A 13929-nucleotide genomic window follows, 5' to 3' on the forward strand; every position below is an offset into this window, starting at 1 on the left:
ATTAGGGAGCGGAGCCGCCGCGACATGTCATCATCACCGGTCTTAAATCTTGAGTTCATGGACGTCGAATGAAAGCAATCTACACGGCCCGCGGCGATGGCCTTGGCACCCGGATGCTCTCGGCGCTCTATGCCCGCATCCTGGCGCAACAGGTCGACCTGCCGCTCAAGGTGATCTGGTCGCCGCTGGGCGGCGCGAGCATCTATGCCGATTACGTGCTGATGCATCCCAGATATTTGCTCGAGATCTTTGCTGATCGAGCCATATTCACCGATCTCGATCCAGGTCTTCGCGGAGAGATCCTGACCAGCGAAGAGGCCGCGCACATCAGGCTTCGAAGCTTGTATCATTCCAGAGATGCGCTCGCCGGTCTGAGCCGTGAGGAGCTGCTTGCTGCCCGGGAGGAGTCCGAGGAGCTGCTCTACGATTTTCCAGGTCCGCTCATCGACTTCCTGTCCACCGAGATCGACCTGGGGAGCGCCCTGGCCGCCGCGTGGTCGGCGGTGAACTGGAGCGCGCCGGTCCGTGAGGCCATCGACCTCGTCGGCAGGCGCATCGACCTTCCGACCTGCACCGCGGTTCATGTCCGCCGAGGTGACATTCTCGATGTGGTCAATCGCGGCGACCTGGAGCATCTCGTTCATGACGGGATGATTCAGATCCTGCAGCGCTACACGTCCTTGAAGGCGTTCTTCCGGCGGATCGACACGTCGAGTTTCTCGGGCGACATCCTGGTCTGTACGGAAGACGAGGATGTGGTGCGTCGATTCGGCGATCGTTATGGAAGGGCCCGCGTTGCCTCGAGTGTCGGACTCGACCTGACCGAGAACCAGCGTGCGGCAACGGATCTGCTACTTCTCTCGAAGGCTCGGCAGATCTTCGCGCCGGCCGTCAGCTTCTTCTCGCATTGTGCCGCCGCCGTCAGCGGAGCCCGCCTTACGAACATGGCATGGGACCTCGAGGCGAGCATCGAAGAAATCCTGACGTTCGTCGATCGGAGCGACACCGCACGGTTGCGGCAGGTCTCATCCATCGCTTATGCGGCCGCGAGTCGTTTGGTCGCTGGGCAGGACCCCGACCTCGCGCTTCGGTTTCGGGCGCAAGCCTTCGACTTCGACGCGGCATTGTGCTGCCGCATCCTGGGCGAACATCAGCCCGCTGCTTGATCCGTTGCGGCCTGGGCATGGCGTGTTCGGTGCTGGCCCGGCCGTTCGTTCGGATCCGGTGCCTAGCCGCCGACCAGGGCTTTGACGCCGTCTGGCGACGCATCGTGTTGTGAAAGACGGCATCCCACCGGTGATCTCTAGAGCGCGGCCGCTAGCGCCGCATCCAACTTGGTTGGCACCATGACTGCGCGCCAGCACGGCGCGGCGACCGCCGGCCGCCTCGGACTTCCCATAAATTGCAACGCGCGACGACATGCCGTTCTGCAAGTTCGCCACAGCCATCCCCGTGTCCGCCGTCATCACCTTTTGGTGTCGAGCCGATCCAGAGCCTCCTTTCAAGCTTGCAAAAAATTAATATTAAGGAATATCGTACTCGAGATTATCAACTTGAGCCCCGAGCGTAATCGGGCTCGCAATCTTCAGGATGTATACTGCCATGGTAGATACGTTTACTTTCCGGGTATCGGAAGATAAGTTCCAGTTACAGGCCGATGCAGAGTTTGTGATTAAGATAAACGGCTTGGTTTATGGGGATGTTTTGACCGCGACTGCATCGCATACAGCGGGTCGTTTTCAGGACTTCAGTTTTGCAGGCGACTTCAGTAGCGCTCAGCAGATTTCAGTGACGTTTTTGAATGACACTATCACTGCAGGCGCAGATAGAAATCTGTATGTTGATAGTTTTACCTACAATGGCGCCACAGTGAGCGGCGCAAGCGCTGCTTTTACGAATGGTGCCCAGTCTGGCGCAAGCACAGGTCTTTATAAAACCTTTGATACGGCGGCATTCAACGTCAACGGGTTTGGGGGCAACACGGAAGTCGCTACGTTTACGTCCGAGGGCGTGAACCGGTTTTTCAATATGCAGACCGGCGGGCACTTCTTCACGATCTCGGCCGGGGAAAACGCACAGGTGCTGTCCACCCGTCCTGATCTGCGGCCCGAAGGCATCGGCTTTGGCGGCTTTGCCACGGACCAGGGTGCGGCAACGGAGGAGGTCTACCGCTTTTTCAACACGAAGACGGGCGGGCACTTCTTCACCACTTCGGAGGGTGAGCGTGACGAAGTGATCGCCACCAACCGCGACTATAAGCTGGAAGGCGTAGGCTTCTACGACTTCGTTGTGGACAAGGGCGCGGCGACGGAGGAGGTCTACAGGTTCTTCAACATGAAGACCGGCGGACACTTCTTTACCGCTTCGGAAGGTGAGCGCGATCAGGTGATCGCCACCAACCAGGACTACAAGTTCGAGGGGATCGCGTTCTACGCTCCGGACCATGCGGGCACGTTCGTCGTCTAAGCCGGGGACGCGATACCCCTGGCGGGCAGGCGCCCGGCGGGCATGACGGCCGCGATGGCGCGCGATTGTCACGCTGCCGCGGCTTCCCGGCGACGGGCGGACTCGATGATGCGAGCCTGCACTGCTTCCCCAATTGGCCGGACGTCAGTCCGGCCAATTGAGTCTGAAATCCAGAGTTTGGAAGTGCGGGCGACCTTTGCCTGACCGGTCCGTCCGTTACTTTACCCCCGGAGACGTTCGGGTTATTGCTCCATCCCCTCCCCTTCCTGCCCGAACGTGCAACGGTTATCGCCGCGCCGACGTTCTCGCTTCCGACCCGCATAAGTCGCGGTCGTGGGAGCAGATGACGATGGGACGTTTCGGGTTGAGCTTGGTCCTAGTGGCCGCTGCTACCGGTACTGCACTGGCTGCACCGATGGGCGCCGAGGATAAGGCCGTGCTGCAGCAGCAATGCGCCGGCGACTTCACCACTTTCTGTGCCGGGCTGCCGCCCGAGGATGGTCCCGAGACACAGGCCTGTTTCCAGAAGAACATGTCGAAGCTGTCGCCGGGATGCCAGAACGCAATCCAGGCCTACAAGAAGAAGGGCTGAGGCGGCGCCGGGGCCCTGGGCGATCGTCCAGGACCCCGCGTGATGGTCCTGCCAGTCTTCGCGTGAGCGACCTTCGGGCCCGCGACTTTCGAAGGGGCAGAGCAGTCGAGCGAATCCGGACAGGGCACGCCCGGCCGCCGTCGCAGGGGGGAGCTGACGCGGTTCCATCCATCCTGATCAACCTCCCGCTGCACTCAGTCTGATCTTTCCCGGACAGATTTGAGAAGCATTTGGGAGAGCGACAAGGGAGCGCAAGGTCTATTCGATCCGTGCTCGAATAGACTTCATGATTTAATCCCGCTTCACGAAAATGTCATACCGGATCGTAAGCACAGTTTTATGTTGCGCATAAACCACGCTTGCCCGCGAAAGCGCGCGATCTACTGGTAAGTCGTCGCGCTGGGCGTCGTCAGATCTATGCGGGCACTTCGAGTGAAAGGTATGTCGGGTTTGGTCGGGCGCCGTCCTGCCAGCCCGGACGTCCTGAATAAGAAAGCCCTCGCGATGCTCAAGACGCTGCTCCTTGCCGGCAGTGCCGCTGCGCTTCTCACCAGCGCTGCCGCGGCCGCCGATCTGCCTCGCCGGGAAGCACCCCCGCCGGTGTTCACGCCCATTCCGGTGTTCACCTGGACCGGCGCCTATTTCGGCATCAATGCCGGCTACGCCTTCTCCGAGGATCAGACCGTCCGGACGATCGGCAACAATGGTCCCGGCGCTGCGCCCGTCGCGGCCCCCTTCAATACCAGCACGGTCGGCAACGTGGCCTCCCTGCGCCGCACGCCGGCGATTCGCTCGGAGCAGGAGGGTTTCACGGGCGGCGGTCAGGTCGGCTATAATGTCCAGCTGACGCCTGGCTCAGGTTTCGTCATCGGTCTCGAGGCGGATGCGGCCTACACTGACCTGTCCCGCACCCGCTCGTACCTGAGCGCCCTCAACGATCCCTCGACCTTCCGCCAGAGCCTCGATTTCCTCGGCACCGTGCGCGGTCGCGTCGGCTACGCCTTCGACCGGTTCATGATCTACGGAACCGGCGGCTTCGCCTACGGCAACGTGAGCTACGACGCGCAGTTCTTCGGCAACGCTGCGGCCCGTCCCCTCGCCTATGCCGGCACCTTCAGCGACATCGAGACCGGCTACACCTATGGCGGCGGCATCGAGTACGCGCTCGCGACCGACAGCATGTTCAATTTCTTCCGGTCGAGCGCCGTGACGATGAAGGTCGAGTACCTGCGCTACGATCTCGGCTCACGGAACGTGCTGGTCAATTTCACTGGCGCAGCGCCCGTCAACGGCTCCTACACCAGCCGCTTCACGACGGAGGGCAACATCGTCCGCGCCGGTCTGAACTACAAGTTCAGCGGCTTCTAGGCTCTCATCCGAGCGGGCCGCCGAGAGCTGATCCTTCCAGGGTCGACCCCTCCAGGGTTGGCCCTCGGAGGCCCGCTCCAGCTCTCCCCGAGACCAATCGTTCCTGCGAGGCTGGCGATACAATGACATCGAACCTGTTCCGTCTCGGCTGCGTCGCCGGTCTTGCCTGGGCAACGACTGCGGTCGCCGAACCCGAGACGCAGGCCATCGTGGATGCGCTCTTTAAAGCCGGTGGCAACCAGCCGAACGTGCGCGGAAGCGGAGCCAAGGGCGTGTGCGTCCGGGGCAGCTTTACGCCTTCGGCGGAGGCGTCCGGCCTGTCCAAGGCGCCGCACTTCAGCAAGGACGGCACCGGGAAAGCCCTGCCGGTGACGGCCCGCTTCTCCATGGGGGGCAGCAATCCAAAGGTGTCGGACAAGGCGAAGCCGGTGACGCGCGGCTTCTCCATGCGGATTGGCGACCCGTCCGGCGACATGGTGTTCGTGTTCATCTCGGCGCCGGTCTTCGGCACGAAGACCCCGCAGCAACTGCTCGATTTCGCCACCGTGCGGGCGCCCGGGCCGGATGGCAAACCCGACGCCGACAAGATCAAGGCGTTCGCGGCGGCCAACCTCGAGACGACCCGCCAGGCTGCCTGGTTGAACGCGCGCCCGGTGCCGGCGAGCTATGCCGGGGTCGATTACTGGGGCGTCCACGCCTACACGCTCACCGACGCCAAGGGGACGGCGACCGTGGCCAAGCTGAAGACAGTGGCGGCGGCCGGCCAGCTCGGCCTCTCCGACGACGAGGCCAAGGCCAAGCCCGACGCCTTCTACGCCGACGAACTGAAGGAGCGTCTCGCACAGGGGCCGGCCAGCTTCGACCTCGTGGCCATCCTTGGCGAGGCCGGCGACCCGACCGCCGACCCGACGGCACAATGGCCGGAGGCGGATCGGAAGTCGGTCAAACTTGGCACCCTGTCGATCGCCGCCCTGGAGCCGGCGGCGACCTGCGACGCGGCCACCTTCGATCCGGTGGTCGATCTGCCCGCGGGCGTGGCCGGCCCCGGCGACGACCCGATGTTCGCCATCCGCTCGCCGGCCTACGCGATCTCGCTGTCGCGGCGCACGAACTGAGATCCGGCCTCGCGAGACCAGTATCCAGAGACGCGTCCGTCGAGAATTGCCTGCCAAGCTTCGGCAGCCGAGAGTCGCCTTAACCGCAGCGTCGGGTCGCCCGCTCTTTTCGGGCGCCCGGGATGGCAGGCCTGCGCATCCACCTGGTCGATGGGCGCACGGGTTGCGGGATACGGTCTGGCGATGCCATAGAACCCTTCGGGTGCAGGGTCCGGAGGGTCGGACCCGCAGGCTTCAGCGCTGGTCGGGCCGCCAGCGACGGAGACCTGCGCCCATGTCCCTGCCCACGCCCCTGCCGGTGCCGCGTCGCTTCCGCCCCGCCTCGGTCCTGCGCAGCTTCCTGACCAGTGAAGCCAGCGGCGGGATGATCCTGATGGCGAGCGCGGCCCTGGCCCTTGCCATCGCGAATTCCGGCTGGTCCGACGCGTACTTCGCCGTCCTCAAGACCTATGTCGGCGGGCTCAGCGTGCTGCACTGGGTCAATGACGGCCTGATGGCGCTGTTCTTCCTGCTGGTCGGCCTGGAGATCAAGCGCGAGGTTCTCGACGGGCGCCTGCGGACCTGGCCGGACCGCATCCTGCCCGGCATTGCCGCGCTGGGCGGCATGGTCGTCCCGGCCCTGGTCTACGTCGCGGTCAATCGGCACTCGCCCGAAACCCTGCACGGCTGGGCGATCCCGACCGCCACCGACATCGCCTTCGCGCTCGGCGTGCTCGCCCTGCTGGGATCGCGCGTGCCCGTCTCGCTCAAGATCTTCCTGACCGCGCTCGCCATTATCGACGACCTCGGGGCGGTCCTCATCATCGCGGCGTTCTACACCGCCGACCTGTCGCTGCCGATGCTGGGCGGCGCGGCACTCGTGTTCGCCATGCTGTTCGGGATGAACAAGGCCGGGGTGAGCCGCCTGACGCCCTATCTCGTCCTCGGCGCCGTGCTGTGGTTCCTGGTGTTGAAGTCAGGCATCCACGCCACCATCGCGGGGGTGCTGCTGGCCCTGACGATTCCGCTGCGCCTCAGCCTCGGCGAGCCGGATGACCCAACTTCGCCCCTGCACACGCTGGAACACGCCATCCACCCGTGGTCCGCCTACCTCGTGCTGCCGCTGTTCGGCTTTGCCAATGCGGGCGTCTCGTTCGCGGGCATGTCGGCCGGCATGCTGCTCGATCCGGTGACGCTCGGCGTGGCCCTGGGCCTGTTCGTCGGCAAGCAGGCCGGCGTGTTCGGAGCAATCCTCGCGGCGGTCAAGCTCGGTCTGGCGCAGCGCCCCGCCCATGCCGGCTGGTGGCAGATCTACGGGTTGTCGCTCCTGTGCGGCGTCGGCTTCACCATGAGCCTGTTCGTCGGCCTGCTGGCGTTTGCCGGCCGACCCGAACTGGAGGCTGAGACGAAGATCGGCGTCCTGCTCGGCTCGGGCGCCTGCATGCTTACCGGGGCCCTCGTCCTCATCCTCGCGGCCCATGCCCATCGCGATTCGGATGCCGGGACGCGCGAGGCCGCGGTTTAGACGCGGGTGCATGTAACAAAGACTGTAAAATCTCTCATCGCGTGCTGAACTCGGCCCAGCTTCGCGCTAGGAAGCAGACGTAAGCGCGTCGAACAATGACCCCAGGAAGAGGACGCCCATGCTCCGCTTGAGCCACTGGATCGACGTGCTGAACGAGCGCATCGGCAAGCTCGCCGCATGGGCGATCGTGGCTGCGGTGATCGTGTCCACTCTGAACGCGATCGTGCGCAAACTGTTCGGCACCTCCTCGAACGCCTGGCTCGAATTGCAGTGGTACCTGTTCGGCGCCGTGTTCATGCTGTGCGCCGCCTGGACGCTCAAGGACAACGAACACATTCGCATCGACATCGTCTCAAGCCGTCTGTCGAAGCGCGGGCGCGACCTCGTTGACGTGTTCGGGCACCTGTTCTTCCTGCTGCCGTTCCTGGCGGTGATGATCTGGCTGACGACGCCGTTCTTCCTGAACTCCTTCAACTCCGCCGAGGTCTCGACCAATGCCGGTGGCCTGCTGATCTGGCCTGCCAAGGGCTTGATTCTCTTGGGCTTCGTCCTGCTCGGGCTGCAGTGGCTCTCGGAGCTGATCAAGCGCCTGCTGATCCTATCTGGGCGGATCGAGGATAGGACGAACGCGGGCGGCCACCACGCCGCCGCAGAATCCGAGGCTGAGCGCCTCGTGGCGGAACTCGCTGGCGAACCGGCGAAGGCCGCTTTCGCGGCCGATCCGAAGGCGGGTCCGAAGCCTGCACCGAACCTTGCGCTCAAGTCCGCGCCGAAGGCCTGACCGACCAACACCGCCGCCCCCAGTCCTCGCACCCACCAAGGTCCGATGCTCGCCGAGTTGATCGCCCATAACCTCGCGCCGATCATGTTCGCGACGCTCGTCGTGTTCCTGCTCCTCGGCTACCCGGTCGCTTTCGCGCTCGCCGCCAACGGCCTGCTGTTCTTCGTGGTCGCCGTCGAACTCGCGCCCTACGCACCGGACACGATCAGCCTGTCCTGGCCGCTGCTGCAGGCCCTGCCGGAACGCGTGTTCGGGGTCATGTCGAACGAGGTGCTGCTCGCGGTCCCGTTCTTCACTTTCATGGGGCTGGTGCTGGAACGCTCCGGCATGGCCGAGGACCTTCTCGACACCATCGGGCAATTGTTCGGGACCATCCGCGGCGGTCTTGCCTACGCGGTAATCTTCGTCGGCGCGCTGCTGGCCGCCACCACCGGCGTGGTCGCGGCCTCGGTGATCTCCATGGGGCTGATCTCGCTGCCGATCATGCTGCGCTACGGCTACGACCGGCGGCTCGCTACCGGCGTGATCGCGGCCTCGGGCACGCTGGCACAGATCATCCCGCCCTCCCTGGTGCTAATCGTCATGGCCGACCAGCTCGGCCGCTCGGTGGGCGACATGTACGAGGGCGCCTTCGTCCCCGGCCTCATCCTTTCGGCCATGTATGCCGGTTACGTCCTCCTGGTCACCCTGATCTGGCCCAAGGCCGCCCCCGGCCTGCCTAAGGACGCGATCGGCTTCCGGGAGGAGAACGGCGCCCGCGGCGTCTGGCAGCTGGGGGTCTTGGTCCTGTTCTCCGCCGGGATCGGCATGGCGGTGATGACCCAGACCGGCACTAAGGGCGGAGCCGACTACGTCATCCTGACGATCTGCATCGCCACCGTGGTCGCGCTGGTCTGCGCGGTGATGAACCGCTTCCTTGGTGCGCAGCGCATTGTCGCCTCCGGCATTCTGGCCGCGGCCCTCGTCGCGCTCAGCCTCTACCTCCGGGCCACCGATGGTGGCACCTGGGGCCTGCTTGCCGAACTGGCCGCGGCGGGCGCGCTCTATGCCCTGGTCGTCGGGCTGGTTGAGCGCCTGACTGGCCTACGCCTGATCTCGCGCATGGCCCAGCAGGTCACCTTCGTGATGGTGCCGCCCCTGCTGCTGATCTTCCTCGTGCTGGGGACGATCTTTATCGGCATCGCGACGCCGACCGAGGGCGGCGCCATGGGGGCGCTCGGCTCCCTAGTACTCGCCGGCATCAAGCGGATCCTCGACCGCAACCCGGCTCGCCTGAACTTTAGTCTCGTGAAGCAGGCAACGGAATCCACGGCCAAGCTCTCGACCTTCGTGCTGTTCATCTTGATCGGCGCGCGCGTGTTCTCGCTGACCTTCTACGGCGTCAACGGACACGTCTGGGTCGAGCACCTGCTGACCAGCCTGCCCGGCGGCCAGGTCGGGTTCCTGATCTTCGTCAACATCCTGATCTTCCTGCTGGCCTTCTTTCTCGACTTCTTCGAGCTGGCCTTCATCATCATCCCGCTGATCGGGCCGGCGGCGGACAAGCTCGGCATTGACCTGATCTGGCTCGGGGTGATGCTCGGGGTGAACATGCAGACCAGCTTCATGCATCCCCCCTTCGGCTTCGCCCTGTTCTACCTGCGCTCGGTCGCCGCCAAGGTGCCCTACCTCGACCGCGTCACTGGCAAGCGCATGGAGCCGATCACCACCGGGCAGATCTATTACGGGGCGATCCCGTTCGTGATCATCCAGTGCATCATGGTCGCCCTGGTCATCCTCTTCCCCGGCATGGTGACACATTACAAGTCGAGCGGCACCAAGGTGGATCCCGCTGCGGTTCAGCAGCAGCTCGACAACCTGCAGGGACTGGGCGCCGGCTCCGGCGACGATGCGCCGCCGATCGATCTGGGCCCGCCGAAGATCGAGTGAGCAGGCCCGCAGGCTGATCGGTTCGGAGAACCGCACCCGCGTTCACAGAGTGCGACCCGGAAACACACGGAGGAAACCATGAAGAGACGCGAATTCCTGAAGAATGCCGGGCTCGGCGCGGTCGCCGCGGGTACGGTCGCCGCACCCGCCATCGCCCAGTCGGCGCCGGAGGTGCGCTGGCGCCTGAGTTCCGGCTTTCCGAAATCCCTCGACACGATCTACGGCGCGGCCGACGTGCTCGCGAAGTTCGTCTCGGATGCCACCGACGGCAAGTTCGTGATCCAGCCCTTCGCCGCGGGCGAGATCGTCGGGACCTTCCAGGCGGCGGATGCGGTCAGCAACGGCACCGTCGAGATGGTCCATACCGCCGGGTATTACTATGTCGGCAAGGACCCGACCTTCGCCATCGGCGCCGCCGTCCCGTTCGGCCTGAACAGCCGCCAGCAGAACGCCTGGCTCTACCACGGCGGCGGCAATGAGATCGTCAACGAGTTCATGGCCAAGCAGAACATCTACGCGCTGCCGGGCGGCAACACCGGCACGCAGATGGGCGGCTGGTTCCGTAAAGAGGTCAAGACGGTCGCCGACCTGCAGGGCCTGAAGATGCGCATCGCCGGCATCGCCGGACAGGTCATGGCCAAGCTCGGCGCGGTTCCGCAGCAGGTCGCGGGCGGCGACATCTACCCGGCACTGGAGCGTGGAACCATCGATGCCGCCGAGTGGATCGGCCCCTACGACGACGAGAAGCTCGGCTTCAACAAGGTGGCGCCGTTCTACTACTATCCGGGTTGGTGGGAAGGTGGCCTGACGCTCCACTTCTACATCAACAAGGCCAAGTGGGAGAGCCTGCCGAAGAACTACCAGGCCATTCTTCAGGCCGCCGCCATGGCGGCCAATGTCGACATGCTGGCCAAGTACGACGCCAGGAACCCGGCCGCTCTGCGCCGCCTCATCGGCACGGGGGCACAATTGCGGCCCTATTCGAACGAGATCATGGAAGCCGCCCTGAAGGCGACCAACGAGGTCTACGCCGAGATCTCCGCAAAAAACCCGGACTTCAAGAAAGGCATCGACAGCCTGCGCGCCTTCCGCGGCGAGGAATATCTCTGGTTCCAGGTCGCCGAGTATACCTATGACGGGTTCATGATCCGGAACCGAACCAAGAACTGATGCGGGATCGGGCTGAAGCGTTGCCTGTGACGTAGCGGTTAAGATGTCCCGGGGCGTGATCCGCAGGTTAGGACCCGGGACGCATCGTTTCTCCGAACTGACCATCCTGCGCCGCGGCGGCGCGTTTCGGTTCGGCAACAAAGTCTTACGTGCCCGCCCGGTTCTCGCCCTGGCCAAGCTTAGCTCCAAGTTACATGGGCCCCGCTAAGTCTGCGAATGCCGTTATCGCTGATATGGCGCCGTTCTTTGCAGTGCTCCACCCTGTTGGGCGACATTCTGTCGTCTACTGCGTCGGTCACAGCGACGCCCCGTGGAGCTTGAGGCCTGGATCGCGACGGGCGTGCGGACGCGGAACTCGAAACTGCTATCACGCATCCCAGACGTGCTAAGTTTTCTCGACTTTGACGACAGCAGGGAATGCCCTTTTCGAGCAATAGGTAGAGCTGCTTACCCACAACCGCCCGCGAGATAGTGCATGATCCAAAAACTGGGGGCAGCGACGCTCGGCCTTGCGGGAGAAATCTGAGTTCACCGGTCGCTTCATCGCGATCTACTGTTTAGGCTCTGTCGTGGCGGATGTCTGGATGACAGCATCGAGGACTTCGTCTCGCTCGCCATCGAATATCCGTTCATCAATTTAGCGCTTGGGGCCCGGTCACTCTTCGTCGCGGCAGGCCGCGGCTCCGTCCCCCTGTCCCGTCAAACTAAACCTGTCGCCCTCTCGACGTTCGCAGCACTGAGCGACGCCGACCTACTCGAACCACTGACGGCTAGCGACCTCTACCTGAAACCGTAACGCCGGCAGGGCGTCGAGTGCGGCTTCGAGCACGTTCTGTTTATCGGGCTGCCGATGATCGTATCGTACACCGTGGCTCATTGTACCGATGCTCTAGACCGCCTCGGACCTGCCAGGCTTGTGTGGACTGATCGCGTCCCACGCAGAAAGCTAGAGCTGCACCCGATCAAGTTGGGTCAAAGGCATCGTAGCCTGCGGCCATCAGGTAGTTACGGCATTCGTCCGGTGTGAAGCGGCCGAAGGCTTGCTTGATGGTGTCGGAGAGGTCTGCGAGCGTGCTAGCAGCGTGGGCACGCAGAAGGGCTTTGAGCTTGGCGAAGGCGAGTTCGATGGGGTTGAAGTCGGGGGAGTAGGCCGGCAGGTAGAGCAGGCGGGCACCGGCCACGCAGAAAGCTAGCATGCCAGGCTTGTGTGGACTGATCGCGTCCCACGCAGAAAGCTAGAGCTGCACCCGATCAAGTTGGGTCAAAGGCATCGTAGCCTGCGGCCATCAGGTAGTTACGGCATTCGTCCGGTGTGAAGCGGCCGAAGGCTTGCTTGATGGTGTCGGAGAGGTCTGCGAGCGTGCAAGCAGCGTGGGCACGCAGAAGGGCTTTGAGCTTGGCGAAGGCGAGTTCGATGGGGTTGAAGTCGGGGGAGTAGGCCGGCAGGTAGAGCAGGCGGGCACCGGCTGCCTCGATGCGCTCGCGGATGCCGCTGACCTTGTGGGCGGGTAGGTTGTCGAGCACGACCGTGTCTCGAGCGGGGTGACCGCAACGGGAAGCAGGATCGACTGCACATCGTGGAAGTCGAGAGACCGCAACGGGAAGCAGGATCGACTGCACATCGTGGACCGGCTGCCTCCGGGGGAGTAGGCCGGCAGGTAGAGCAGGCGGGCACCGGCTGCCTCGATGCGCTCGCGGATGCCGCTGACCTTGTGGGCGGGTAGGTTGTCGAGCACGACCGTGTCACCGTGCTTCAAGGTCGGGATCAGGGTCTCCTCGACATAACTGCGGAAGCGAGCGCCGGTCATCGGTCCGTCGAAGAGCGCGGTCGCCGTCAGGCCGCTGGCCCGTAGCCCCGCCGTGACTGTGATGGTCTTCCAGTGATGGGGTGGACGCCCCCCGACGGCATTGATGTGCCAGAGTGGTGGTGTTGTGAACCACCCGAGGGAGGCGTCCGTGACAGAGGTGAGCACCATCGGCCTGGATCTGGCCAAGAACGTCTTTCAGGCGCACGGCGCAGATGCCGCCGGTGCACCGGTTTTCCGCAAGAAGCTGCGGCGCGATCAGGTACTGGCATTTTTCGCGGCCCAGCCGCCCTGCCTCGTGGCGATGGAGGCCTGCCCCGGCGCGCATCATTGGGGCCGCGAGATCGGCAAGCTCGGTCACACGGTCAAGCTGATCGCCCCGGCCTACGTGAAGCCCTTCGTCAAGCGCCAGAAGAACGACGCGGCCGATGCCGAGGCGATCTGCGAGGCCGCGCAGCGTCCGACCATGCGCTTCGTTGCCGTGAAGAGCGAAGCCAAGCAGGCATCCGCGGTGATCTTCCGGACCCGCGACGTGCTGGTCGGCCAGCGCACCCAGCTGATCAACGCCATCCGCGGCCATCTTGCCGAGTACGGCCTGATCGCGCCGCAGGGGCCCGCCCACATCGAGCGGTTGATCGCGCAGATCGAGGATCCCGCTTCGGACATTCCTCCGGCCGCCCGCGCAAGCCTTGCCGTGCTCGTCTGTGCGTTCCGCCACCTGCAGGAACAGACCGCAGCCCTCGATGCCGAGATCGCCACACGCGCGAAGGCCGACGATACGGCTCGGCGGCTGATGAGCGTGCCGGGCATCGGCCCGTTGATCGCCACCGCGATCGAGGCTCTGGCCCCGCCCGTAGAGACGTTCCGTTCGGGTCGCGACTTCGCCGCCTGGGTCGGGCTGACTCCAGTACAACGCTCGACCGGCGGCAAGGAGCGCCTCGGCCGCACCTCGCGCATGGGCGAGCGAACGCTGCGACGCCTGCTCATCATCGCGGCCAGCGCGGTGGTGCGCTGGGCTAAGCGCAAGGGCGTCCCGGCCGACTCATGGCTCGGCCAAATGCTCGCGCGAAAGCCGCCGATGCTGGTCATCGTGGCTGTGGCGAACAAGAACGCGCGCATCGCGTGGGCCCTTCTGACGAAGGGTGGGATCTACCGAGCTCCGGCCGTCACCGCGTAGGCGGGGCGGACGCGAGGCAGTC

Annotated in this window: 10 protein-coding genes and 2 pseudogenes; 10 read left to right on the top strand and 2 right to left on the bottom strand. The window is 64.4% G+C overall.

All coding sequences use genetic code 11. From position 1 onward, the window contains the following. The first annotated feature begins 68 nt into the window (after positions 1-68). From ASF57_RS05490 to ASF57_RS05530, 9 genes are all read left to right on the top strand, one after another. A complete protein-coding gene (locus ASF57_RS05490) occupies positions 69-1166 on the top strand; it encodes a hypothetical protein (protein ID WP_056480920.1) in 1098 nt (365 codons plus the stop codon). 436 nt (positions 1167-1602) lie between these two features. Continuing rightward, positions 1603-2466 (top strand): carbohydrate-binding domain-containing protein, encoded by an 864-nt coding sequence (locus ASF57_RS24415; protein ID WP_162241541.1) that lies wholly within the window; start codon positions 1603-1605, stop codon positions 2464-2466. 343 nt (positions 2467-2809) lie between these two features. Next, positions 2810-3058 (top strand): hypothetical protein, encoded by a 249-nt coding sequence (locus tag ASF57_RS05500; protein ID WP_056480924.1) that lies wholly within the window; start codon positions 2810-2812, stop codon positions 3056-3058. 504 nt (positions 3059-3562) lie between these two features. Then, on the top strand, positions 3563-4426 hold the full coding sequence (locus ASF57_RS05505) for a porin family protein (RefSeq protein WP_056480989.1): 864 nt from the start codon (positions 3563-3565) through the stop codon (positions 4424-4426). Between the two features lie 122 nt (positions 4427-4548). After that, entirely contained in the window at positions 4549-5541 is a 993-nt protein-coding gene (locus ASF57_RS05510; RefSeq protein ID WP_056480925.1) for a catalase family peroxidase, read from the top strand. A gap of 274 nt (positions 5542-5815) precedes the next feature. Continuing rightward, positions 5816-7045, top strand: coding sequence for a Na+/H+ antiporter NhaA (gene nhaA, locus ASF57_RS05515; protein WP_056480927.1), 1230 nt, complete (start codon positions 5816-5818; stop codon positions 7043-7045). 118 nt (positions 7046-7163) lie between these two features. Continuing rightward, positions 7164-7826 (top strand): TRAP transporter small permease subunit, encoded by a 663-nt coding sequence (locus ASF57_RS05520; protein ID WP_056480929.1) that lies wholly within the window; start codon positions 7164-7166, stop codon positions 7824-7826. A 45-nt stretch (positions 7827-7871) separates the two neighbouring features. Beyond that, complete coding sequence (locus ASF57_RS05525; protein ID WP_056480930.1) at positions 7872-9755, top strand: TRAP transporter large permease subunit; 1884 nt, start codon at positions 7872-7874, stop codon at positions 9753-9755. A gap of 78 nt (positions 9756-9833) precedes the next feature. After that, on the top strand, positions 9834-10925 hold the full coding sequence (locus tag ASF57_RS05530; protein WP_056184449.1) for a TRAP transporter substrate-binding protein: 1092 nt from the start codon (positions 9834-9836) through the stop codon (positions 10923-10925). Between the two features lie 962 nt (positions 10926-11887). Here the strand turns inward: ASF57_RS05530 and ASF57_RS05535 are convergent. After that, positions 11888-12103 (bottom strand): annotated as a pseudogene (locus tag ASF57_RS05535) (transposase); the annotation flags it as partial. 73 nt (positions 12104-12176) lie between these two features. Further along, positions 12177-12808, bottom strand: a pseudogene (locus tag ASF57_RS26765) (transposase); the annotation flags it as partial. A 73-nt stretch (positions 12809-12881) separates the two neighbouring features. Between ASF57_RS26765 and ASF57_RS05545 the strand changes: the two are divergent. After that, positions 12882-13907 (top strand): IS110 family transposase, encoded by a 1026-nt coding sequence (locus tag ASF57_RS05545; RefSeq protein ID WP_056480934.1) that lies wholly within the window; start codon positions 12882-12884, stop codon positions 13905-13907. The last annotated feature ends 22 nt before the right edge of the window (positions 13908-13929 follow it).

It is taken from the genome of Methylobacterium sp. Leaf117 (genome assembly GCF_001422985.1).
Lineage (GTDB): Bacteria > Pseudomonadota > Alphaproteobacteria > Rhizobiales > Beijerinckiaceae > Methylobacterium.